Origin of the sequence: Paenibacillus sp. AK121 (assembly GCF_019042715.1) — a bacterium.
GTDB lineage: Bacteria > Bacillota > Bacilli > Paenibacillales > Paenibacillaceae > Paenibacillus > Paenibacillus polymyxa_C.
In genome coordinates this window covers 114,234-138,725 of record NZ_JAHPJM010000006.1, presented here as the reverse complement: position 1 = coordinate 138,725, position 24,492 = coordinate 114,234, and the positions used below count along the sequence as shown (strand labels likewise).

Genomic DNA, 24,492 nt, shown 5'->3' with positions numbered 1-24,492 from the left:
ATGCGTAAGAGTACGGAGAAGCTTATGAAGGTAACGATTTTGTGTTCCGGTTTCGGATTGGGCTTTTATACCCCTGGCTTGCTGCTGCAAGCGGGTCTTCGCAGGCTGGGCATGGATACGGCGATCCATGTATTTGAAAATGTACTGCCGGAATCGGCCCGACTCAAGGTCGACAAAAGCCGGAAAGCTTACCATGACAATTTTGCAGTGGCCTTAATGTCGCAGAAGGTTCCGCAGGATATGCGTAATTCACTGGACCCTGCAGCGATGGAAGTACTGCTGAACCAATGGATAGAAGAGGATCGGCGGTATTTTATATGCTTATCCGGTCATTGGATGTATGTACTGGAGGAGTATCGCAAGTGCAGAGAGTCGGAGTCGGTGCATGTGGACATTGTGTATATGGATTCGACACCTTCTCCTTCCTGGAAAAATCTAGCCAAGCATAACCCGCATTTTGCTGATGGTTGTGGAGAAACGACCCTTTTTGAAAAAGATAAAAATAGAGTCAACCACTATATTGACATCCCGGCAGTGGAGCATATCCCTTTTGAAGCACGGCAAGCCCGTTTATTCGTACATGGCGGCGGTTGGGGGATGGGCACCTACCGTGAGAAGGTTGGACGGTTAGAAGAAGCGGGCTGGGAACTGGATCTGTTGTTGTATGATCAGGATCAACCAGATGAAGAGCGGGACAGTATACGCTATTTTCGGATGGACCCGCAGTGGAGAACATGGCAGCGAAATGAAGCCGGGGAGCATACATTTCCACCTTTCGGAGAGGTGAAAATAGGTGATGAAACGGTGTATCAGGTCGGACCGGATTACCATTGCATGCTGGACCGAGCATGTCATGCCCAGGCCATTGTCAGCAAGCCCGGTGGCGGCAGCCTGACCGATTCGTTCGCTACAGCTACTCCGCTGATTATGCTGGAGCCGTTTGGTGCGCATGAGAAGCATAATGCGGATCTATGGGAACGTCTGGGGTTAGGCATGCGCTACGAGACATGGATAGAAACCTATGGCGGCAGTGCCCAGATCCTGGAGGAAATGCATCGGAGAATCGTAGAGCTGCGCAGTCGGACGCCACGTTATATAAAATCCTATGTGAAGAGCATTCAAGTGTCATCAGGAATGGAGCAGGGATCATGAACGCTGCCGCGGCTGCGCAAGAACCTGCGATGCAAGATATTCGCTTCGGGATCATTGGTTGTTCTGCCATTGCCCCTCGTGCGTTGCTGGAACCGATCCGACATGTTGCAGGAGCACGCGTGACCGCGCTTGCGAATCGTACGGTTGCCAAGGCCCAAGAAATGGCAGAGCGTTATGAAGTCAATGTCGTTTATGGTCATGCTGAGGATATGCTTAAAGACCCGGACATCGACGCTGTATATATTGCGCTCAGCAACGACTTACATGCTGAGTGGATCGGCAGAGCCTTACAAGCTCACAAGCACGTGCTGGTGGAAAAACCGTTATGCCTGAATACTGCTGATCTGGCTCCCTTGGCGGCTATCGTCGAACAGAGCAACGCTTATCTGCTGGAGGGAGTCATGGTGCAGCATCACCCTTGGCAGCGTGAACTGCGAAGAATCATAGAATCAGGTCGTTATGGTCGCTTATGCTCCATAGAAACGAGTCTATGCATTCCGGCAAAAGAAGGGCATGCGGACAATTACCGATCCCGTCCGGAGCAGGGTGGGGGATGCTTTTGGGATTTGGGTGTGTACTGGCTCCAGTTTCTTCAGGCCGTTGTTGGATTGGAGCAGGCGGAATTCCACAGTCAATCGGATTTCGCTGGCCCTCATGGTTGTGACTGGACATTTCATGCGCAAGCCCGTTACCCGAGCGGACTAGAGGCATCTGCCCTCTTCTCATTTGAGCGTCCTTATCGCTGTGCTCATGTACTGACCTTTGATTCGGCAGTAGTCACCTTAAAGGATTGCTTTCGAGCGAATTTGGGTTTCTATAAAATGACACTCAAGACGAAAATAAAGAAGGATATCGCGGTGAATATATCGGATGTGGAAGCACGGTCTGCGTTATCACAGTCATCCTTGCCTACTAAAACAGTTTTTGAGCCTATGAACTATTATGTCAATCAGTTGGATGCCTTCTGCAGCATCATCCGGGGTGAAACGGAGCCTATTCCATTTCATGAGGCTGCTGAACGCGTCAGACTGCTGGCAGCTATTCATAAAGCAGCGCGTTCAGGCGAGGCGATCTATGCAGTATAAGTATGGTCGTGGTTTTCAATCGGTGAGATTTGAATAATGCAAAATACGGAATATCCAAGCAAAGAGAGGAGGGGATTCAGCAGATGGATCAAAAGGACGAAGTTTTACTGGAGCGATTCGGCGAGCATCCGACACCCTTTTATTATTATGATGGAGACGCGCTGCATGCTCACGTCAGCTCGTTGCTGGCCCGGCTACACCCGGCCGTGCGTGTACATTACGCGCTCAAGGCTAATGGTAACGTGGCCTTGGCTGGGTTGCTGCGCTCGTTAGGTTGCGGTGTCGAGATTGCTTCGGCTGGAGAAATGTTCGTCGCCATGGAGGCCGGGTATGCTGCGGAGGACGTACTGTACGCTGGACCGGGGAAAACAATAGCTGAGCTGCGTGAGGCGATAACCTGTGGGATCGGCTGCATTCATGTCGAATCGGTGAGAGAGCTGCGTCTACTGGAGGACATTGCCGCCCAAACGGGCGTGTTTGTCAGGGCTGCGGTTCGAATCAATCCCGATAATGACCTGTCGGGCGCAACCATTAAAATGGGCGGTGCTCCGCGCCCTTTTGGAGTCGATGAAGGGCAGCTGGATCACTTTTTTAAGGTGCTGGAAGATTGCCCGCACGTATATTTTCAAGGCATTCAAGTATATACAGGTACGCAAATGCTGAAAGCGGATCAGATTTTAGCTTCATTTGCGAATACCTTGCAGTTGGCAGAACGGGTACAGGCTCAGTATGGCGTGGCGATGCATACGGTCAATTTGGGCGGCGGGTTTGGTGTACCTTATTTTGCCCATGAGCAGCCGCTCGATATGGATCACGTCATTGATGGACTTAATGCACTCGCGGAACAGACCCGATCCCGCATGCCGGGGGTTAGGCTGATCATCGAAAGCGGTAGGTATCTGGTCGCTCAATCAGGCATGTATGTCTGCCGGGCGTTGTATACCAAGGAATCCAAGGGAGAGAAGTTTGTCGTAGCTGATGGCGGCATGAACCACTACGTCGCAGCTACCTTTCGGGGACGCCGTTTAAGGGACAATTACCCTGTGCAAATTATGCGCAGACAATCAGCAGAGGTTTCTACGGAGCTGGAGACGGTAAGCATTGTTGGTCCGCTGTGTACACCCGAGGATTGTATAGTGAAAAAAGCGGAGCTGCCCCCGATTCAAGAGGGCGATTATATTGCTTTTCCGAATGCAGGAGCCTATGGATTGAGCTACAGCCCATTATATTTTTTGGGACATGCTACTCCGGCGGAACTGCTCGATTATCGCGGGAAAGTGCATATCATTCGTGAACACGGTGATCGCACGGACCTTCTGCATCATCAGCGCATGATTGCGTTGCCTGAGGATGTAATGTAAGTATGTAAAAACGCCAAAATCATGGAATCCGGTATCAAATGGATCTGTGATTTGGCGTTTTTTCATTTTCAGTATTGTAGTATCGATTTAACGTGATTTGGAACTGCGTATCTCCTGACGAACAAGCTGCCATACCATAAAGATCAGCACAAGGGCTTGTGGGGTAAATGTTTCCCAGGTTGGATACATTCCCAACCAGCTAATGGATGGAAGCGAGGACGCGGTGTGTCCCGGAAGCTTGCCAGCCACCTGAAGCGAATGAATACTTTCACCCAGAAAACGAAATACGAGATAGTAAATCAGTACAGTGGCGGTCAGGAAAAAGGCGCGAATTGGTAACCGTACACTGAACTTGATGATTGCAAATGCAAGAACGACCAGTATAACCGTTGCCGAGCCAATGCCGATCAGCAATTGCGAGGTTTCGATGGCTGGAGCCATACCGATATAAAAGATAGCTGTCTCGGCCCCTTCACGTAGAATCGCGAGCGCAGAAACCGCAAAGAGCGACCATAGGCTACCCCGTGCCAGCGCATTGCCTACGCTGTTTTCCACAAAGCGGTTCCACGCAGCAGCATTGGATTTGCTATGCAGCCAGTTACCGACAGTTAGCATCAGCACAACAGCTACCAGCCCGGTGACACCTTCCAGCAGCTCACGCATGCTGCCCGATGCAGCAGCTGCCACCAGCGAGGTGAACAGCACCGCCAGTATTCCGCTTAGCACCAGTCCTGTACCAGCTCCTGCCCATATCCAGCGTCCAGCCACGGCTTCGCCGCTTTTTTTGGCATACGCCAGCAGAGCTGCGAGCACGAGAATGGCCTCCAGGCCCTCGCGCAGCAAAATCAGTGCGGCATCCCATGCAGTATAAGAACGTTCCTCGGTCAACGGACGGAGCCTGTCCAGCATCTGATCAAGAGTCTGCAAGGCTTTATCCGTATTCGGTGGAGAAGACAGCAGATATCCGGATGTCTCGGTCATTTGATTTTCAATTGCAGTGTAAGACGCCGGATCGGAAATTTGTACATGTCCTTCGACGGAAGGCCATAGAGCGATAAACTGCCCTACCTTGTCTGCGGCCTGCTCTGGCTGATTAGCTACAACATCTTGGCGTGCGGATTCAAGCAGGGTGACTGCATCGCCCAGGGAAGCTGTTGAACCATTCGCCGCTCCGGCAGCGGCTTTGCCTGCATCTGCTCCTTGATCTGTGTTCTTAAGTTTGCCCTGACTATAATCAGACAGCAGTGTCGTTAACTCCTGCATTTCCTTGAGAGCCTGTGCTTGACGTATGGGCTCTGCTTGCATAGAGATGCGAATGAGGCTGATTTTCGTTTCAAGCGAACTGTATACTGAAAAATGATCCAGACGAATCGGTGTCTCCACCTGATACCAGGCTTTAACGATTCGGTCGTAATCCACCCGCGCAGCAGCCCAATCGCCTTTTTGCATGGCAGTCAGACTGCCCTTCGCCATAGGAAGCAGCTTTTCTGCTGCTTTGGCTCCGGCTGGAGCCGGTTTATCTCCTTCGGCAGCAGTCACGAACTCATTGACCGAGCGCGCCAGTACAGATAACGCAGCTTTCGCTGAATCCCCGCCGCCATGGGAAAGAGCCTTTTCCGCATCGGTCAGAGCTTGATCTACGGCCGCGATATGGGCTGAATCTCCGCCATTTGCTTTGGCGGCTTCCCACAAACTACGGAATTCCTTTAGGTCCTTGGAGGCTTCCGTCCATTGGTCTTGTCCCGCCTCCACCAGTGCTCCGCCGACCACAGGCATTAGCTGATCATTAGAGACAGCTTTAGCATTTGATTGTGCGAAAGCGGCCGACCCGGAGCCGGATATGAAGGGAGTTACTGTCAGCAGCAGAGCTGCTACCAGTACAAACATCCACCCCAAGCTTTTATTGCGCCGATTCATATAAATCCCCTTCCTTGCCTGCTGCTAAAATAACGTATCCCCGATATATCCGCCTTGCGATACACCTGGGAAGCAGGCGAACACCGCACTGCCTTTGTGAACAATATATTCGTTCAGCTTGTCATTGCGTGCAAGCTTCTCCTGAATGTGGACGAACTGCTTGAACAGATCACGCTGGTAGCTGATGAACAGCAGTCCGGCATCGAGCTGTCCTGTTTGCTTGTCTAATCCGCTTGAATAGGAATAAGACCTCCGCAAAATATTAATACTCCCGTTCCCATGAGCCAATGCCACATGAGAGGTAGGGGGCGTAAGCGGCTTGCCTTCCGGACTTGTAGCCGCCAGATCCAGCTTGTCAAACTCTTTGCTTTTGCCCAGTGGGGCACCGCTGCTGCGATGGCGTCCAAAGGTATCCTCCTGGTCACCTAATGTTGAACGATCCCATACCTCTACCCGCATACGAATACGGCGTACAGCCATATAGCTACCGTTGCCCATCCATGCCGGTCCGTCATTGGTCTGTGTCCACACCAACCGGTTCATTTCGTCTGCCTTGGACGTGTCCGGGTTTCCCGTGCCGTCCTTGAAGCCAAGCAAATTGCGCGGGGTGCTTCCCGCAGGATCAGCTTGTGCCGTCCGCTGGAAGCCTTCCTGTGTCCAACGAAGTACCGCCGTTCCTCTGGCGATACGCGCCAAATTACGCAGGGCATGGAAAGCTACCTGCAAGTCATTGGCACATACCTGCACTCCGATATCACCGCCGCACCATTGTTCATCCAAGGCGTCTCCTTGAAAACGAGGCAGCTCACGGAACCCGGCAGGCTTGAGACTTGCCAGGCCGTACCGTCCATCAAAAAAGGATGGACCCACACCAAAGGTGATCGTCGTCCGGGACGGAGACAATCCTGCTGCCTCGCCCGTATCGGAAGGAGGGAGGTTGAGATTTTCATTATCAGTGCCAAGCAGCACACCAGAAGTCATTGTAGCGCTTGCTTCCGTCCAGGCCTTGAAGAGATTTCGCACCTGTTCCTTGTCGCGGGTCGTTAGATCGAAAGCAGCGAAACAGATAAAATCCTGTGCTGGAGTTACAATACCCGCCTGATGTTTGCCGTAAAAAGGAACCACATCCTTGGTATCTGCCTCCGTCATCATGCTTTCGAGGCGTTGACTGGCTGACAGCACAGCGCCCACGCTACCGCCGCCAAGCAGTAGACCTAATCCACCTACCCCGGCCAGCTTCAATAGATCACGACGGGATACGGATTTACTTTTTCCTGATCGCTCATCATCTGCGGACTGAGCATCCTTTTCTGTCAGATCAGACTCTTCATTACGGGATTCCGCATACTGCGGCTTTTCTTGTCCTTTTTGCCGCTTAAAGCCTTTCATATCATTACACTCCTAACAATTTCCCCATTTGGGACAACGGTTCTGCCAAAGCATCGAGGTTCTGGCTCAGTTTTTTAATTTCTTCCGGTTTCAGTTTGGTATACGATACATAGCCTTCGCCGTCTTTGAAAGGAGCCAGCTCCTGCTGTAAGGCTGTAAAGCGCTCACCAATTTGTTTTTCCAACGCCGCGTCTTTTTGGTTCAGATCTGTTTTCAAAATGTCATAAATCTTTTGAGCACCTTCTACATTGGCCGCAAAGTCGTACAAGTCTGTATGAGAATAACGTTCCTCTTCACCCGTTACCTTTGAGGTAGATACTTCATTCAGCAACTCGACTGCACCTGTTACCATTAAGCTGGCATCAATGTTAACTGTTTCTACTTTGGCACGCAGCAGCTTGGCATCACTCAGCAGGCGGTCGGAAAACTCGTTCAACCCTTTGGTGGTGTTTTCTTCCCATAATGTTTTCTCAATACGGTGAAAACCGCGCCAATCCGCTGCCTCCACATCACCGTCACGAGCGTCAATATTCGGATCCAGATCGCCTAGTGCTTCCGCAATCGGTTCAATTCGTTCATAGTACATACGTGCTGGAGCATACAAAGCCTTGGCTTTGTCCAGCTCGCCAGCTTTGACTGCGTTCGTGAATTCTTCTGTCTTTTTCACAAACGTATCGCACTGCTCAGTTGCATAGGTACGATAAGCCGCAACCGCTTGATCAAAATTGGGAGCAGTCGCCGCAGGAGTCGTGGTCTGTGTTGTTGCTCCTGTATCTTTGGGTGTTGCGACGGGCTGCTGATCCGCAGTTCCGGCTTGTCCGCAACCTGCAAACAGAATAGAAGAGACCAGCACTCCGGCCGGCACGGCATAACGTAGTTTCATAATTAATGAACACCCTTTCTGGCCAAACTGGCCCTGAACCATAGTCTATAGCGCGATCTCTATATCGAATTATCATTTTTTGATAATGATTATCAGTCGCATTTTTTCTTATCATAAGGCTGCCCTATATGCCTGTCAATACATATTTTAGACACAAAGTCCAACTCGTCATTAAAGCTGCAAGTAAGGTGCCTATGCCCATTTTTATCCGCACATTGAACCATACCTGAGCACATGACATAAAATGTGTTGACTGTATCCCTTAACCTTGTTACACCACACAAAACCCGAGCAAGGAGGGGTGAAATTGACGAAGGGTAACGACCAGAAAAACAAGTTTTTGTTAACTCACCGTGAACGTGAAGTATTTGAACTGCTCGTGCAGGACAAAACGACGCGTGACATCGCCGGACAACTATTTATTAGTGAGAAGACGGTGCGTAACCATATTTCCAACGTAATGCAGAAACTGAACGTAAAAGGTCGTTCACAGGCGGTCGTAGAATTAATCAGGCTTGGCGAATTAAAAATCTGACCTCTCGTTCCTTGCGGGGTACAAAGTCTTCTCAATGATCCTTCAACAATGAAGGATGGTCGGGAAGGCTTTTGTTTTGTGATAAGTTAGCTGACACAATATATCTAAACTAGCAAAGGTGAATATATAACGAAAAAAGCGATTAAACCGCTGAAATATATGGGAATTTGTGTGTAAGTGGTGTACTATATAGATAAGGAAGAAAATACCATGTGTTTGCCAATAAATTATATGAATAATTGAGGTGGAAAGCTGTACCACAAAGTTATGTTTAGATAGAAATGCATCTAGTGATAGTCTAAGAATATAAATCCCTACAAAAGCAGTACTCAGCATGGCGACAGGATGGAAGATGAATCAGGTTTTTGCCTAGAGCCTACCTGTGGTATATTCTTGATCGGAGGTGAACAATAAGACACATGACACCCAACCAACACTTGATGACTTATACGCTGAACAGCGGTATAAAGGGGACTGTCGACCTGACCAGTAAACAGGTGCAGGAATGGATTAAAGCATATCGAATTGGCAGCAAATTTGTAACGGTTGTGGGCAAACAATATTTTGGTTTAAACCCTGAGTTGGTAGCAGATTTCAAGGTACATAATGAATACTCGGAGCAGAGAGAGCACATATCCATGATACAGCCTGTAATGGAACACAAAGCTGTAGATCTGGACCCACTGGTAGAAGCGTATAGTCAGTATAAAACATTAATTCAGGTAGAATGTAAATGTGGTGCTTCCTATATAGAAGAATCACCTCATAAGAGAACCAAGTGGTCATGCAAGGAATGCAACAATATTGTGTTCCTGGATCGTAAAAAGGGCATGGTGGATACGAATACAGGCAAGGCCTGGTACATGACCAACAAATACTATGTAGAAAGACAAAGCAACTGACGGATTGTCAGTTGCTTTTCTAACAGACTCGCACGTGTCTTTGGTGCATTTCACGATATATTAAATCCATACCTGGAAATTCTACTATATCTTTTGCCAAATAATAAAATTGATGTTTTGTACGCTTTGTAGTACATTATCAAGTGTATTATAAGGAGGCTTCTCATGTACGGACATAGACAAGATGATACTTTATACATCATGACTTACACATTAAATAGTGGTATCAAGGGCACGGTGCCTTTGTCTAATCAACAGATACAGGAATGGCTTGAGTGTTACAGAATCGGCAAGAAATTTGTAACCGAGATTGGCAAAGAGTACTTTGGACTGCATGCGGAACTGGTGGCTGACTTTAAAGTGCACAATCAGTATTCAAGCTATCAGGAGGTCATTATCCCGATTCAACAGCCGGATACTGGCTTAAGAGAGCTGTCTCAAGCTTACAAATCAACAGAAACCTTAATTAAAGTAGATTGCAAATGTGGTACATCGTATGTAACAGAATCCCCCTTTAAGCGGACCAAGTGGTACTGTACCAAATGCCGGGAGATTGTTTTTCTCGACAACAAAAAGGGAATGGTTGATACTTCCAGAGGCAAGGCTCATTATATGACCAATAAGTATTTTGTGGAACGGGAAACAACTGGCGTATAAGCCGGTTGTTTTTTTGTGCAAAGCCGATTGCGCTATAGTGAACAAGGGGAAAGATAAACCTTAAAATAAATGATAGTCAGGTGGTGAACGTCATCCGGGAACATCATACGAATGGTGCAAGAAATCGCGTGAGCACGAACCATGTGTACATAAACGAAACGCTTCATTTGGAACAAATCATAAGTGACCTGCGTGTGATGGGCTATGTGGCTTTTCATCATCATCCACATATTGTAGGTGAGCCTCTTGAGCTGGAGAAGTTAAAAAGGCAATTACTGTCATTTTTTCAAGAGCATCATGTATTGTGGCTTGAGCTTGATCCGCTAACGCAATATGTGGTGGTCAATAACATGGGAAAGGCCACGGTGCTAAAACTCATGGGTCGAAAAATAAACCCGCTACGTGATCAGAGAGCGAACGCTGCTTTGGCCGGACAGCCGCTGCATGAGTTGGATCGGGAGATAGAACGGCTGAATCGGCTGGTTCACCTGTTGCGCTACACTCGTTTTTCTTAAGCGACGGCATTAACGAAAAAAGCATTCACGAAGCATGTATAATCACATGCCGTGAATGCTTTTTAGTATGTTATTTTTTACCGCATAAGATGAGCAAATCTGCTGTGACATACGGTAAATCTATTGCCTGCATTCGCTGCCAGTCTGCTTCCGTAGCTCTCCACGATAAGGGAGTCATATGGAGCAAAGGCTCCACGAGGTCGGCATTTAGCATAAAGCGATAGGTTACTCGTTCGGCGGATAGAAGATTAAATTGATCTTTAAATCGGCTTACTATATTGTCATTTGAATAAGCTGGCTTTTTCTGTTCATACAAGCATCTCAATTCCTGAAGGTAATATTGTTCGGGAATGACCTTTAGGATGCAGCCATCCTCCGAAAGAATCCTTTTAAATTCAGCATAATTAGAAGGGGACAGAATATTGAGTATACTGTCAAATTGTTGATTTGCAAATGGGCAATGAGCCAGATCGGCAACACACCAAAGAGTATGAGGATATGCTTTGGCTGCGGCCACAATACCTTCTTTAGACAAATCCATACCTACGCTTGTAAGCTCGGTGATTCCCTTCCCGATAAGCTTGTCCTGAATGTGGGTTGAATGGGAGCCTTCCCCGCAACCTGCATCCAGCAAGTACAGATGTGATTTTTGATCGAACAGTGGCTTCATCAACTTCATCATCGTGCAGCTTATGGCTTCATTTAAAGGATCGAAAAATCCGTTATTGCACATCATTCTTCTGGAGTTAAATAGTTGTTTATCATACTTGGTTTTATGGGATCGGGCGGATAAATGTAAATACCCGTGTTTTGAAAGATCATAGCAATGCTGATTCGTACATAGGAGGCTTTTGCCTTCCACCATACACATGGGTTGAGAGCATACAGGACAACTAAAAAGATGTTGATGCTTCCCGATCAGGCTGGCCTTCATCTCGTGTTTATTCCATTTGGACATAGAAAAGCACCTCGTTCATTCGTATTGGGTGAATGAAAAAAGGCACAGCCAAATAAACCCAACCCATCCTCGAAAAAAATGGTTGAGTTTTCATGAACTGTACCTCACATTACCGTAAACGAATGAACTGAATAATCATATTGTGCAGCGCTCCTCTAAAAAAATAGAAAGGGCTTTCGCCCTCTCTATTGTAACTTAGCTATTAGAAGTTGTCATATGCTTACACAGATTTCAAAAACTCCACAATCGTCAGCATACCCTTATCGAAATTCTCCAAATTAAAATGCTCGTTTGGTGCATGCAGGTTTTCATCCGGCAAGCCGAAGCCCATCAATACAACTGGAGCACTCAGTACACGGGAGAAGGTTTCCACGATCGGAATGGAGCCTCCATCCTTGGTAAATAGGGCACGTACACCGTATACCTTCTCAAAGGCATCCGCTGCTGCTTGTAAAAACGCATGTGACGGGTCGATGTTAAAGGCGTTCGCTTTCTCACCTTGTTGAATATCCAGGGTAGCTCCTGTCTGAACGTGGGCGCGTAAATGGCGCTCGATTTTGTCCAGAATATCTTGTGGATTCTGGTTAGCTACCAGGCGACAGGTGATCTTAGCATGAGCTTCCTTCGGAATGACGGTTTTTGTACCTTCACCCTGGAAGCCGCCATATACGCCGTTCAGCTCCAGTGTAGGACGAGCCCCAACACGCTCGACGAAGCTGAATCCTTCTTCGCCATAGAGGGAATCAAGTGCAAGATCTTGTTGCAGTTTGCTCTCATTGAAGCCTTGCTTCACGAATTCTTCTTTCATGTCTGCCGATAATGGAGCAACATCGTCGTAGAATCCTTCGACGCTAACGCGGCCTTTATCGTCATGCAGGGTTGCCAGCAGGGACACCAGAGCATGCAGGGCATTCGGCACACCGCCACCGAAGGAGCCGGAATGCAGATCCGTGTTCGCCGTGTGAATGGCGACTTCCAGTGAGCATAGTCCACGCAAACCTGTGCAAATCGCAGGCTTCCCTTTTTCGATCAGAGAGGTGTCAGACACCAGTACAGCATCGGCTGCCAGGCGTTCAGCGCCAGTGTGCAAAAACTCAAGCAGGTTCGGACTGGACACTTCCTCCTCGCCTTCAATGCAGAATTTGATGTTCAGCGGCAATTTGCCTTCCTGCTTCAAAATGGCCTCAACTGCCTTAATGTGCAAGAAAACTTGCCCCTTATCGTCTGTCGCTCCGCGCGCATACAATTTTCCATCGCGAATGGATGGCTCAAACGGTGGCGTTTCCCACAGGTGAAGCGGGTCTACAGGTTGTACATCATAGTGTCCATACACGAGGATGGTTGGCTTGCCAGGTGCATGCAAATGGTCGGCGTACACCAGCGGGTGGCCTTTGGTCGGAATAATTTCAACGTTTTCCAAGCCTGCAGCAGTCAGTTTGGCTGCTAGCCATTCGGCTGCTTGGTTAATGTCTTTTTTGTGCTCCGATAATGCGGAGATACTCGGAATGGATAGCCATTCCTGTAGTTCGCCCAGTTGTTGTTCTCTGGCTTTTTCAAAATATTCAGTATAACTCATAAACTATGTATCCTCCTTTTAAATGTAAATTGTGTTTATATTGCGCTATCCTCCGAACCGAGGTCGTGGACGATATGTCTAGTTTACTACGTTTTATGCTGAACGAAAAATAGGGAGATAAAAAAACGATTCTGCCCGGGTCTGTACAGACCTGAGTAGAATCGCCTTTCATCATGAATAGGATGTACTTATGCCCGGATGTCCAGTTGACCCCCAAGATGTGGTTGTACGCTTTTTTCCATCATCTGTACCAAAGCCTGTCCTTGTTCACTACCCTGATCCTTAGCCATACCCAATACCTTCACACTTACGGCTTGAGCCAAGCTGGCCTGACTCATACCTGTGGATAATGCTGCGATATCCATGTTCCATCCTCCTTCATTTTGATAATTCGCTTTCTCTGTATTTATCGGTAGGAATGGTTATTTTGTTTCATCCAATTGGAATTGTGTCAGCAAATCTTGAAGTTGCTCTGCCAGACGGGTCAAATCTTCGGCAGACGAGCCGATCTCTTCCATGGAGGCGAGCTGTTCCTCTGCGGCTGCGGACACAGTCTCTGTATGAGAGGCTGCTTCTTCAGCGATGCGTGTAATTTCCTCCATGCTGCTAACGACTGCATTCGTTCCATTAGCAACTCCGGCGGTAGAAGCGGCCACGTTATCGAGCTGCTTCGCTGATTTAGCTACCGCTCTACGGATGCGCGAGAAGGAGCGACCCGATAGATCAATGGAATTGATGCCTTCAGTTACACGTTCCTTGGCAGATTCCATAGCGATTAGAGCTTCAGATACACCGCTCTGTATCCCTTGAATTTGTTCACGAATTTGCTGTGCGGAATAAGCTGAGTTTTCAGCCAGTTTGCGAACCTCTGTTGCTACGACAGCAAAACCTTTGCCGTGCTCTCCTGCGCGTGCTGCTTCAATAGAAGCGTTCAGTGCGAGCAGATTAGTCTGGCTAGCAATTTCCGTAATGACGGTGACAATCGTTCCGATTCGTCCGGACCGGTCACTCAAAGCGCTGATAATCGTATCGAGCTCTTCCACGGTAGTGCGAATACCATCGATGGAGATGACACTATTGCCGATATGCTCACTGCCTGCATCCGACGCCTGAATAGCTTGTGCGGAATAAGTGGTCATTTCTGCCATGGTGTTGGTCATAGCTGTAATGTCAGCAGACATGCCGCTAACTCGTTCCTGATTATCTTTAGCACTGTCCACCTGACGTTCGCTGCCGGCAGCGACATCCTGAATGGCTATGGTCACATGCTCGATGGCACGGGTCGTTTGTTCTGCACCTGCGGCAAGCTCTTGCGAGGATGCTGACAAATTGCCTGTCATTGCCTGAATTTCTCTAATGATGTTACGCAAATTATCCACCATTTGCTGGAAGTATCTCGATAGTTCACCAATTTCATCTGTGCTGTTCGTAGCCACGTTAATCGATAGATTACCTTGGCTGATGGCATCCATAGAGTTACGCAATCTATGGATAGGTTTAAGGATGCTGCTGATTAGCCACATTGCGAGCACACCAATGATGATGGCTGCAATGACCAACACTACGATTGTCGTGAGAAGAATCGGTTGGGCGGAGGCACGGGTTTCGGATTTGTCCATCGTTCCGGCAATTTTCCAGCCTGTCAGCTCATTGGTTTTGAAGATCAGATGTTTAGCTACGCCAGCATCATTGTGATCGAAGCTGCCTTCCTTGGAGGCAAACAATTCAGGCGTTTTTTCTCCCATTTCGGTACTCCCACTGACTTCTGTCGGGTGGGTAACGATACGTTTGGTACTATCAAATATCACAATATATCCATTTTGTCCGATTCTTAGCTTTGTGATTTCTTTTAAATTATTCAAATTCAGAGAAAGACCGAGAACACCACTGTTGTCGGGAAGTGTACGTGAAATGTACACAACGGGGACCTTGGCCGTATTGAGCCCGACAGGGCTGATTACGGTTTGACCGGGTTTCTCCATGGCCTGTTTATACCACGGACGCTCTCGAGGATCGTTTGTGGAGCCTACGGCTTTGCCAATGATAAGTTTACCTTCGGGAGTTCCTACAAACATATCAACAACTTCCGCATGCATTTTCAAATACACTTGTAATCTTTTTAGAATGGCATCATCTGCCTCAGCGCTGTCATCACTAGCCGTCAACGTTGTAGAGTAATATTCCAGATCGGCGAGTTTGGCTTGAATCGTTTGAGTAACTGCACGATCAGATGCGGTAACGCTAGATGTCGCACTGTCCTGTAATTGGCGATCAGTCTGGTTATATGCTGCCTGATAAGAGAAAGAGCCCACAATAATACTAGGAACAAGCATGACCAGCAGGAATGCTGCTGTCAATTTCTTGCGTAGTGTTAAAGTTTTCAGTCGTTTCAGTTGTTTCATCAAACCCCTGCTTTCTATCTATATATTCATTTCAAAAGCTTACACCATATGTATTTACTATCGGTTTTTTCGAGCTGAATTGATAGATTTATTGCTAATTTGTCCAATACGTCTAAGAAATTGCTTGCATAGCATGGAGTATCTTGCAATTGGAGGGATAAGGTATGGGTTTTTTTCTAGATATGAGAAGCTCCACCAATTCATCAAAAACAGGGGAGGGTCCCGATATTCAATTGGGTCCTGTACCAGAGCGATTCGGTATGATTACGCTGCGAACCTTTCTTGTGCCGAATCCGATTGTGTCTTTTAGTGGTTCGATTGGTCTGATCGGTGAGCTTGGTGATACGTATGCGGTTGAAATCGTGCGTGGAGCCGACTATGATCCGAGCGAGGTAGTCTACCGCGCCGAGGGGGTGCTGGGCGTGACAGGATCAAATGAAACGCAAGCTTTTAATGCACAGGATTTGTCCGCTCCTTGGGCAATACAAACGGTATATTCTTCTTATATTTCGGGTGTATCGACCACTGTTCGTAATGGTCCTGAGGTATTCACGGGCATCGCTTCAACTCCGTTTTTGTAAAATATATCAGACAAGTATTCCCTGGTTCAGGCTTGCTACCTATTCATGGTTTTCCTGGGATTAGGCGGCTGCGCTTCAAGCCTACCAGCCACAGCCTGGGGCAGATATTTGCCGCAGGCTGTGGCTATGATCTTTAACCACAACACTCAGAACCCAAATGATCTGGTTGTTGTGATTTCCCTCGGAGTGTATTCTATAAAGTTTGATTGTATTTCCCGGCTTTTAATTCTTTAAAATTTCTTGCAAATACCTAGCCAACTCTTCTGCTGCTTTAGTATGGGCGGAAAGTCCGGGATGGCTGCGAGACCCTATCGTTTCTTCTGTCGTGTTAGGCAGTTGGAATACCGACACCTTCCGATCCTTCGTTCTTTTCTTGTATGCGTCTACCGCCCGGTAGATCGCTGGCATCATTGGAGTACCAAGCATTCCATAAGCCCACACAATATGGGCAGTAGGATTGCAGCTCCGAAGCTTGACAAGGAAATGTTTGGTAGCGTTTTCAAAAGCTTGTAAATCTTCTTCATTGAACGTGCCATCCTCATTCAAACGTTGCTTATACACTTTCCCACTTACCGGGTCTGTCCATGCTGGAGAATAAAAGGCCCCACCGTCATTAGTCGCCAAATTCACTACGACCACGTCCGGCTGCCAAGAGGTAAAATCATGATCGGCAAAGGCCCCTAATGCTTCATTTCTCTCGCCGGTGAGTACACCACATATCTGCTCATAATATGCCGGTATATTCCCATGTGGATTGTTATCCCAGCTTGTTAGCACACCCCATCCGCTTTGTGAGAACACTCGGTAATCCGCATTCAGTGCCTCGGCTGTTATGGCTGTATAATTGCGTAGGGCCGTGAACAGCATAGGAACCCAGTCTGTCTCTTCCTTTGCTCCAATTGTTCCTTCTCCTGAAGTAATGCTGTCACCGATAAATTCTATCTTAAGAGGTTTATCAGGGACCGGCAGCAATTCTCCGTCAACCTTCAGGGCATGGATTTGCAACAAGCAGCGTGAGTCCGAACTCATAGGCTGGACATCCTTGACGATACGAACATTTTTGACCGTGTCAGAGTTCAAACCTCTCAAAAGACAGATCCAATGCCGACCAGCGGTCACCATCAGGCGACTCATCGGGACACCATTGACGACAATACTGATCCAAGACTCATAGATCTGATAATCGGCTTCGATTTCAATCCATAGCTCTGAGCCTTTCATATTCAATTCAATGCCGCTGCCTGTCCAAAATAGAGTGAGAGGTGTAAGTATTGGCGTAGTTCGGCCATGAACCTTTACATGCTTTGCTTTTGCAAGTGGGTATGTCTTCAATCTCTTGTTATGCGACATACTCAACATCCTCCTCATGATCTCGAATGAATGCTAGTTTCTGTAATATTGTAAAAGAAGTAACAGGGAATCTCAAATTCTATTTTAAGAAGTCAGGGTTCAAGGCTTTATATGAATGATTTTGAGCAAATACGAACTTTATGGCAGCAATGGATAGCAAAAAGCACCAGCAGGTTTCATTTTGCTGATGCTTTTTTGATATTCAGAGCACAGTTACCGAATTTGATTTTTTTTCAGATATTACTTTCATTCTTTAATTAGCTTTGCCGAACATGACGATATTAATCGCCTTGCCGAAGTCTATACCTACTTTGCTAGTTAATTCTGCTGTTTTTTGCGCCAATACCACTGCATTGACACCACAAGAGAACAGCGCAATATCAAAGTCATCTTTGTGTGCTGCGATCCACCCGAGTGTTTCCGGCATCTGTTCATATTGATGAAATGCGATCGTGTGCGCGATATGCAGCCCATACGGATCGGCTTCAAGAACAGGCTTTACTTCAGCAGCTGTCCGGGTCACCAGTAGAATGCGTCGATTTTTCAGGATGTTCCAGAAAGCGGGTGTCTCCGCCAAATATCGATTCAGGCAGGCATGGCAAGTCAGCGCGGGAGAAAGATCATAGTGAGCAAAGACCTGATCGGTCAGCTCCCGCTTCATATAGGATGGTGCTTTAATAGATTCGTCATCATAAGGCAAAATGCCAGCTATGCTGGCTTTGCTCACTGCCTCTGCCACTGCGTCTCGTAGTTCCGTATTCGGCAGAAATAGTCCCTTTTGGCCGAGATTGGCTTTGATTGCCCAGCGTTCCTGTAACACCTTTTCCATCGGCCAGACGGTGTCTTGAGCCAATACCAAATTTTCGCCATCTCCAATACGTATGAGTGAGAAGGGCTGGTGCTGATCGAGTGCTAGCTTCAAACGTTTCAATACCTCGTCAATCTCCAGATATTTTGGATATGTCATATCTTGTTTCCTCCCTGTCAGTCCTGCTTGTTCGACTTTTCAAATAGAGCCAAAAACTTCGTATTCTATCATATGTCGAAAGTAAAAAGGTTTTTGTATGAACGGCTATTCTTTTTCGATTCTACCTATTTTTGCAAGAGTTGTTGCATCTGTACGTGCCGTTTCAGGAGCGTCTTCATAACTTGAGAGAAGACGGATGAAAGGGAGGAAGTTCAATGAATCGCAAGATTGTGATTGAAATTAACTTTAATAACTATGGGATGAATCCCAACCGCCTGACACGTGAGTGGATTAGCGAGCGATTGGATATATTCAGAACCTTTACACTGCGGAGTCTGCTCAATCAGACGAATGCGGATTTTTTATCTGTCGTCAAGTTGGCGGGTGGATGCAGCAACATTGTGGAAGAGGAACTGGCCCAACGTGAACCAATTCCCGAGCACATCCGTTTTGGTACGAGCATTGAAAGTAAACGTCGTATCAATGCGTATATCGAAGGCGCGGACGAACTGCTCATTGCTAGAATTGATTCCGACGATTTGTACCACCAGTCATTTGTACAGCAGTTGCATGATTACAAGTTTCAACCGGATACAGTTGCACTGGTAAATCAAATGGGGTACTTATGGGATGCGGTTGAGGGACAGATGGCACCGGTGTTTCACCGCTCGCCTTCCTTTTATGTGTTTCGCTATCAAGTAGAGGGATTTCTGAATGATTACCGTGTCGTTATTCCTGGGAAAGGCACACACGGATATGTAACGGAGCTGCCACATGAGGTGATTCCGCTTCGCAACTATGTGAATGTCATTCATGCCGCCAATACTTCGGTGAAAAAGGTGCCGGCAAAGGATCGACTCTCAGAAAATGAAATGAACGCGGTGCTGGCTGAATTTTTGGGCACAGGCATTGCCAATTCGTAACGGTCAGGAGGAGATTATATTGTTCAAAGGAAAAAAACTGCTGGTGACCGGAGGAACGGGATCTTGGGGGCAACGCCTAACAGCTGAATTGCTGAAGGAGGGACCGACGGAAATTCGTATTTTCTCACGCGGCGAATTTGCGCAGATTGCCATGCAGCGGCAATTCCAGTCTGATCCCCGGCTGAATTTCATGATTGGAGATATTCGGGACCTTCAGGCATTGCAGGAGGCTTGTCACGGGGTAGATTATGTGTTCCATTTGGCGGCATTAAAGCATGTCCCTGTGTGTGAGAAACAGCCGGAAGAGGCTTTCAAGACGAACGTACATGGTACGGAAAATGTGATTCGGGCCAGCATAGAGCAGGGAGTCGCCAAGGTCATTGATGTTTCTACAGACAAGGCGGTAGACCCGGTGAATGTTTATGGGATGACGAAGGCGATTGGCGAAAGATTGATGATCCGCGCCAACGCCTTAAGTGAGCGTACTCGCTTTGTGTGTATTCGCGGCGGCAATGTGCTAGGGACAAGTGGAAGTGTCGTGCCCCTGTTCAAACGCCAGATCGCGGAAGGTCAGAATTTAACGCTGACGAGCCCAGATATGACACGTTTCTTCCTCACGCTCGGAGAGGCAATTGGCTTGCTGCTAAAGGCTTCTGTTACGGCGATTGGTGGAGAGACGCTAGTCATGAAAATGAAGGGTTGCAATATTGCGGATTTGGCAGAGGTGATGAAAGAACAGGCAGGACAGCCTAAGTTAAAAGTGAAAGAAATTGGTATACGTGGTGGGGAAAAGCTGCATGAGGTGCTGATTTCGCCCTATGAGGTGCCGCACACGTATCGCTATGATGATCGTTATTTTGTTATTCTTCCCCAGCAAGCAGACAAGCGTTTGTTGAGTCAATATGGTGGATTGGAGCGGGTGAGCTTCGAACAATATCGTTCGGACGATGAGTTAATGGATCGCGCTGGAATTGCTGAGTTACTGCAAGGTATGGAGTAACGATGAAAGAGGTGGGTATTTTGCAGCTTATGGGAAAAATCACAAAAGGAACTGTAAAGGTGGCTGTGATCGGCCTCGGTTATGTAGGGCTGCCCATGGCAGTGGAAATGGCACAGGCTGGTTATGACGTATATGGTGTGGATTCCGATCCTGTCAAAGTAGCCAAGCTGCTTCAAGGAAAGTCGTACATCATAGACATTGGCGATGATGCATTGGAAGGTCTGATCGGACAGCAATTGCATCCAGTTACGGATATCAAGGTGCTAGAGCATGCGGATATCGTCGTGATTTGTGTGCCTACGCCGCTGACGGATGGACATCAACCGGATACGTCCTATATTGAGACGGCTATTGATCAGGCCATACCTCATTTGCGTAGACAAACGCTGTTGATCCTGGAAAGCACCACCTATCCTGGAACGACCGAAGAACTGATTCGGCCAGTGATAGAGCAGCGCAGGGGATGGACAGTGGGTAAGGATTTTTATGTGTGCTTTTCACCGGAACGTGTCGATCCGGGCAGCGTCCATTTTAACATTCGCAACACCCCTAAGGTGATCGGCGGTTGCACACCGGATTGTCTGGCAGCGGGAGCAGGTTTTTACGGGTCTTTTTTGGATCAGATTGTTCCGGTTAGCTCAACAACCGTGGCTGAAGCCGCCAAGCTGTTTGAGAATACGTTTCGCAGTGTCAACATTGGAATGGTCAATGAGCTGACAGCGGCCTGTGAGAAAATTGGCATCAATATATGGGAGGTACTGGATGCAGCGGCAACCAAGCCGTTCGGCTACATGCCTTTTTATCCGGGACCAGGCATTGGGGGACACTGTATCCCGGTTGATCCTCTATACCTGTCGTGGAAATCGGAGCAGCACGGTTTTCCGCTGGAATTCGTGGATCTGGCAGACCGCATGAATCGGCGTATGCCACTGTATATCGCGGAGCGAATCGAATCCATGCTAGCTCAGGAAGGGAAAGCCATAAACAAGGCCAACATCATTCTGGCGGGTGTAGCCTACAAAAAGGACATTGATGATGTTCGGGAATCCCCGGCTCTTGTCCTGTTCGAGCATCTAACAAAAATGGGTGCTTCGGTTAGCTTCACCGACCCGTATGTATCGAGTTTTAAGCTGAATGGTGAAGAAATCCCATCTCGGACGGCAAATGCCCAGCTGTGGGAAAGTGCAGATATTGTGGTCATCACGACAGACCATTCTGTGGTGAACTACCAACAGTTGGTTGACCATGCTCGGCTGGTCTTCGATACACGTAATGCGACTGCACATTGCACAGGTGGACATGTCGTGATTTTGGGGCATCCTGGTGACGGAGGGGGCGCCGCTGTTGGCTAACCGTGATCAGGTAAACGAACGTTATTACGGACAGATTAATTCAGAGGAATCTCATGAAGCCACCCGCAATAGAATTCACTGGATTTGTCGCCATGTACAGGGTCGTACCGTGCTGGATGTTGGATGCAGTCAGGGGATAACGTCCATTTTGCTTGCGCGGGAAGGCTTTGAGGTAACGGCCATTGATTTGGAAGAAGACAGTATTTCTTATGCAAAAAAAGAACTTCGTCAGGAATCTGCACCCGTCAGGGGACGAGTCCATTTTCAGTTAAAGGACATTTCACAATTTGAACGTCCTCCCGGTGGTTTTGACACTATTATTTTAGGAGAGATTTTGGAACATTTTGCGCATCCCGACACCCTGCTGGCCCATGCTTACCGCTTGTTGAATAAAAAGGGGACGCTCGTCCTGTCTGTACCTTATGGATATCATCCATTTCACGATCACAAACGGACTTACTATGCCGGAAGTCTCTCCCGTGTGCTGTATCCTTACTTTAAAGAGCAAGCGCTGGAGGTACATCATAAATATTTGTGCTTTGCAGGTCACAAGAAGCCAAAAGAGCTGCGTGAGGCTATGCCAGGAGCAGAGCAACTGAATGAGTGGATGAAACTGGATGAGGAGCAGTTTCGACGGGTAGAGCAGCAGCATGTTCGCAAAATGAATCAGCGAAAGGCTGCACTCGACAAGGCGGTACAGCGAATCCGGTATATGGAGCAACAACTATTTCCATTGGAGAGGGTTATGCGTCCCGAACAGATAGACAAGACGCAGACTGAAAGGAGAGGTGCATATACTGATGGCAAGTCTACCGGAAAAACAACGGAAGAATCAGCCAACGGTAAAGGGGATGACGTGAAGTCATGACTGAGCATCTAATGACCATCAGCTTGTGTATGATTGTAAAAAATGAGGAGCAGACACTGGCCCGGTGTCTGGATTCGGTCGCAGACCTGATGGATGAAATTATCATCGTGGACACGGGATCGACGGATCAGACAAAGACGATAGCAGCGCGCTATACGGATCGGATATATACGTTTGAATGGATGGATGATTTTGCCGCCGCTCGTAATGAATCGTTTGACAAGGCAACGTGTTCCTATATCATGTGGCTGGATGCGGATGATGTGCTATTGGAACCCGATCGTGAACGTCTGCGTTCCTTAAAGCAGCGATTGTCTAAGCATATCGACGCGGTGGTGATGCCACTTCACTTGGCAGAGGGTGAGCAGGGTGAACTGTTGTTCACCTCACGCCGTATACGCCTTGTGAAGCGGGATCAACAATACCGCTGGGAAGGGCGCCTGCATGAGGATCTGGTGATACCTCAGGGGCAAATCGTACATTCGGATGTGGCAGTGACACATCGCCGAATGCAAGACCATACGCTCCGTAACCAACGTATTCTCGCCCGGTGGATCAGCGAAAGCGGCAAGCTGGAAGGGCGTTTACTGTATTTTCACGCCAATGAATGCTTTGACCGCAAGGAATATACCGAGGCAGCAGAAGCCTTCGACCATCTGCTGGAGGAGCCGAGCGGCTACCGGGAGGATCGGATTACTGCTTGTGCGCGATCGGCTGAATGCTATCTCCATCTCGGGAAGCCCGAGCAACAGCTGGATCGTCTGCTACGTTCTTTTCGATACGGGGTGCCGCAAGCAGACTTGTGCTGCATGATCGGGGACTGGTTTTTCACAAGAAACGAATGGAATACTGCCGCATATTGGTATGAAAGAGCAACGGAGCAACAGCATCACCTTCCTGGTATGCGACCTGTCCCACTGCCATGCTACTCTTGGTTACCTCATGTGCGGCTCAGTTATTGCTATGCACATATGGGTAAGCTGGAAGCTTCGTATGAGCACAACCAAGCCGCTTTACGTTATTTGCCTGATGATCCGCATTTGCTGGATAACGAACGCAAGCTCAGGAAGGTAATCCCCAATCATTCATCCACAGCCCGGTCCTCAAAATAATTCAAGCTGTTCTGGCCCGTGATCCGCATCAGGCGGCTTGCGAGGTGGAAAAGGCTTAGGCTCCATGCCCAGCATGGTCATGAGTTGCTTGGCATTGGCAGCGGCGTCTCCACCTGAGTTGTTGTTGAATATCACGCATACCTCACGGCTTTGCTGCTCCAGTTCCAGCAATCTGTCTTTCCATTCGGCCAATTCCTGTTCATTGTACCGATACAGATAACGAACCTCCCGCCAATTAGGCGCGGAGCTTTGATTCCAGCCTGATATGTTCCGTCCGTGAAGACGTACGATGGTCAGGTTGCTGTCTGTAGCCTGCGGCACAATGGGAACTGACCCGGGTCCTGCCTGCGGCTCGTCGCATACGCTATGTATCCAGCCTTCCTCAAGCATAAATGCCAGCGTTTGCTTCCGAAAATCTGGTGTGAACCAGCTTTGATGTCTAAACTCAAGTACGGATGGGATCTCTCCCATCCTATTTTTCGTGTCTCGCAGTATGGCGACATTCTCACGTGTGCAGTCAAACCAGGGCGGGTACTGAAACAGCACGGCTTTCAGCTTGCCCGCTTCGCGAAGAGGTAGTATGGATGCATGCAGTGCTTCGTACATGGCATCTATCGTTTTGAAGTAAGGCTGTTTGCCGCGGGTGTGTCCGGTCATGCCTTGATAGGCCTTGACGAGAAATGAAAAGGAATCTGGAGTTTCCGCCGCCCAGCGCGCCATACGATCCGTAGGCTGTACTGCATAAAAAGAACTATCCATCTCTACTATCGGAAAATGGCTTGCATAGACACTTAGTTTTTGGTTAGCTTTAGTGCCCGTTGGATATAAGTCATCGTGATCGCCCCAACCCGTCAGTCCAATTTGAATCATAACTTTGCCGCTCCTTTCCTGCATGAAACCTCTGTAAAGGCGTTCCCATGATTCATTTTAATGATAAAATGGGGTAAATCACATGAAGTTGGTATGAAGTTCCTATGATTATTTAAGCTCAAATACGTTTATTGTAA

23 protein-coding genes are annotated in these 24,492 nt (G+C 48.0%); 13 read left to right on the top strand and 10 right to left on the bottom strand.

All coding sequences use genetic code 11. The annotated features are described in order from the left end of the window. The 3 genes from KSP24_RS13065 (at nt 1) to KSP24_RS13055 (ending at nt 3,598) form a co-directional block, all read left to right on the top strand. Nucleotides 1–1,152: a UDP-glucuronosyltransferase gene (locus KSP24_RS13065; protein ID WP_216975316.1), complete on the top strand. Its 1,152-nt coding sequence runs from the start codon at nt 1–3 to the stop codon at nt 1,150–1,152. Continuing rightward, nucleotides 1,149–2,237 (top strand): Gfo/Idh/MocA family protein, encoded by a 1,089-nt coding sequence (locus KSP24_RS13060; protein WP_216975314.1) that lies wholly within the window; start codon nt 1,149–1,151, stop codon nt 2,235–2,237. The genes KSP24_RS13065 and KSP24_RS13060 overlap by 4 nt, the downstream gene beginning before the upstream one ends. 83 nt (nt 2,238–2,320) lie before the next feature. Continuing rightward, complete coding sequence (locus KSP24_RS13055) at nt 2,321–3,598, top strand: type III PLP-dependent enzyme (protein WP_216975312.1); 1,278 nt, start codon at nt 2,321–2,323, stop codon at nt 3,596–3,598. A gap of 87 nt (nt 3,599–3,685) precedes the next feature. On the opposite strand, the gene KSP24_RS13050 is transcribed toward KSP24_RS13055, so the two are convergent. The 3 genes from KSP24_RS13050 to efeO are packed head-to-tail and all read right to left on the bottom strand — an operon-like array spanning nt 3,686 to nt 7,787. Continuing rightward, a complete protein-coding gene (locus tag KSP24_RS13050; RefSeq protein WP_216975310.1) occupies nt 3,686–5,515 on the bottom strand; it encodes an FTR1 family iron permease in 1,830 nt (609 codons plus the stop codon). A 24-nt stretch (nt 5,516–5,539) separates the two neighbouring features. Beyond that, a complete protein-coding gene (gene efeB / locus KSP24_RS13045; protein ID WP_216975294.1) occupies nt 5,540–6,904 on the bottom strand; it encodes an iron uptake transporter deferrochelatase/peroxidase subunit in 1,365 nt (454 codons plus the stop codon). Nucleotides 6,905–6,908: 4 nt separating this feature from the next. After that, entirely contained in the window at nt 6,909–7,787 is an 879-nt protein-coding gene (gene efeO / locus KSP24_RS13040) for an iron uptake system protein EfeO (protein WP_025678786.1), read from the bottom strand. A 307-nt stretch (nt 7,788–8,094) separates the two neighbouring features. Here efeO and KSP24_RS13035 point away from each other — a divergent pair, with 307 nt between their 5' ends. The 4 genes from KSP24_RS13035 (at nt 8,095) to KSP24_RS13020 (ending at nt 10,396) form a co-directional block, all read left to right on the top strand. Continuing rightward, entirely contained in the window at nt 8,095–8,322 is a 228-nt protein-coding gene (locus KSP24_RS13035; protein WP_013372773.1) for a helix-turn-helix domain-containing protein, read from the top strand. A gap of 419 nt (nt 8,323–8,741) precedes the next feature. Next, nucleotides 8,742–9,224 carry a hypothetical protein gene (locus KSP24_RS13030; RefSeq protein ID WP_025678785.1) on the top strand — a complete coding sequence of 161 codons (483 nt, stop codon included), beginning with the start codon at nt 8,742–8,744 and terminating at the stop codon, nt 9,222–9,224. 165 nt (nt 9,225–9,389) lie between these two features. Then, nucleotides 9,390–9,881, top strand: a complete 492-nt coding sequence (locus KSP24_RS13025; protein WP_013372771.1) for a hypothetical protein — start codon at nt 9,390–9,392, stop codon at nt 9,879–9,881. Between the two features lie 80 nt (nt 9,882–9,961). Beyond that, the gene (locus KSP24_RS13020) at nt 9,962–10,396 is read left to right on the top strand and encodes a hypothetical protein (RefSeq protein WP_216975293.1); all 435 of its coding nucleotides are present in this window, start codon (nt 9,962–9,964) and stop codon (nt 10,394–10,396) included. 70 nt (nt 10,397–10,466) lie between these two features. On the opposite strand, the gene KSP24_RS13015 is transcribed toward KSP24_RS13020, so the two are convergent. From KSP24_RS13015 to KSP24_RS13000, 4 genes are all read right to left on the bottom strand, one after another. Next, the gene (locus KSP24_RS13015) at nt 10,467–11,354 is read right to left on the bottom strand and encodes a putative RNA methyltransferase (protein ID WP_040103000.1); all 888 of its coding nucleotides are present in this window, start codon (nt 11,352–11,354) and stop codon (nt 10,467–10,469) included. A 220-nt stretch (nt 11,355–11,574) separates the two neighbouring features. Next, nucleotides 11,575–12,930 (bottom strand): dipeptidase, encoded by a 1,356-nt coding sequence (locus KSP24_RS13010; protein WP_216975292.1) that lies wholly within the window; start codon nt 12,928–12,930, stop codon nt 11,575–11,577. 188 nt (nt 12,931–13,118) lie between these two features. Beyond that, nucleotides 13,119–13,295, bottom strand: coding sequence for a YjfB family protein (locus KSP24_RS13005; RefSeq protein ID WP_090738398.1), 177 nt, complete (start codon nt 13,293–13,295; stop codon nt 13,119–13,121). Between the two features lie 57 nt (nt 13,296–13,352). Further along, the gene (locus tag KSP24_RS13000; RefSeq protein WP_216975291.1) at nt 13,353–15,332 is read right to left on the bottom strand and encodes a methyl-accepting chemotaxis protein; all 1,980 of its coding nucleotides are present in this window, start codon (nt 15,330–15,332) and stop codon (nt 13,353–13,355) included. A gap of 164 nt (nt 15,333–15,496) precedes the next feature. Here KSP24_RS13000 and KSP24_RS12995 point away from each other — a divergent pair, with 164 nt between their 5' ends. Beyond that, nucleotides 15,497–15,913 carry a hypothetical protein gene (locus tag KSP24_RS12995; RefSeq protein WP_025678777.1) on the top strand — a complete coding sequence of 139 codons (417 nt, stop codon included), beginning with the start codon at nt 15,497–15,499 and terminating at the stop codon, nt 15,911–15,913. A 222-nt stretch (nt 15,914–16,135) separates the two neighbouring features. Here KSP24_RS12995 and KSP24_RS12990 read toward each other — a convergent pair whose 3' ends face one another. Further along, nucleotides 16,136–17,263 carry an SGNH/GDSL hydrolase family protein gene (locus tag KSP24_RS12990; RefSeq protein ID WP_216975290.1) on the bottom strand — a complete coding sequence of 376 codons (1,128 nt, stop codon included), beginning with the start codon at nt 17,261–17,263 and terminating at the stop codon, nt 16,136–16,138. A gap of 253 nt (nt 17,264–17,516) precedes the next feature. Next, a complete protein-coding gene (locus tag KSP24_RS12985) occupies nt 17,517–18,230 on the bottom strand; it encodes a GT-D fold domain-containing glycosyltransferase (protein WP_025678775.1) in 714 nt (237 codons plus the stop codon). Nucleotides 18,231–18,445: 215 nt separating this feature from the next. Here KSP24_RS12985 and KSP24_RS12980 point away from each other — a divergent pair, with 215 nt between their 5' ends. Genes KSP24_RS12980 through KSP24_RS12960 form a run of 5 tightly spaced genes read left to right on the top strand, consistent with a single transcriptional unit; the run spans nt 18,446 to nt 23,485 of the window. Further along, complete coding sequence (locus tag KSP24_RS12980) at nt 18,446–19,153, top strand: glycosyltransferase (RefSeq protein WP_216975289.1); 708 nt, start codon at nt 18,446–18,448, stop codon at nt 19,151–19,153. Nucleotides 19,154–19,172: 19 nt separating this feature from the next. Continuing rightward, complete coding sequence (locus tag KSP24_RS12975) at nt 19,173–20,153, top strand: polysaccharide biosynthesis protein (protein ID WP_064963390.1); 981 nt, start codon at nt 19,173–19,175, stop codon at nt 20,151–20,153. A gap of 2 nt (nt 20,154–20,155) precedes the next feature. Further along, nucleotides 20,156–21,505, top strand: a complete 1,350-nt coding sequence (locus KSP24_RS12970) for a nucleotide sugar dehydrogenase (protein ID WP_013372759.1) — start codon at nt 20,156–20,158, stop codon at nt 21,503–21,505. Then, the gene (locus KSP24_RS12965; RefSeq protein ID WP_064963389.1) at nt 21,498–22,373 is read left to right on the top strand and encodes a class I SAM-dependent methyltransferase; all 876 of its coding nucleotides are present in this window, start codon (nt 21,498–21,500) and stop codon (nt 22,371–22,373) included. The genes KSP24_RS12970 and KSP24_RS12965 overlap by 8 nt, the downstream gene beginning before the upstream one ends. Further along, entirely contained in the window at nt 22,370–23,485 is a 1,116-nt protein-coding gene (locus KSP24_RS12960) for a glycosyltransferase family 2 protein (protein WP_216975288.1), read from the top strand. The genes KSP24_RS12965 and KSP24_RS12960 overlap by 4 nt, the downstream gene beginning before the upstream one ends. On the opposite strand, the gene KSP24_RS12955 is transcribed toward KSP24_RS12960, so the two are convergent. Beyond that, entirely contained in the window at nt 23,477–24,355 is an 879-nt protein-coding gene (locus KSP24_RS12955; RefSeq protein WP_216975287.1) for a DUF72 domain-containing protein, read from the bottom strand. The two genes, KSP24_RS12960 and KSP24_RS12955, sit on opposite strands and share 9 nt — an antisense overlap. Between the last annotated feature and the right edge of the window lie 137 nt (nt 24,356–24,492).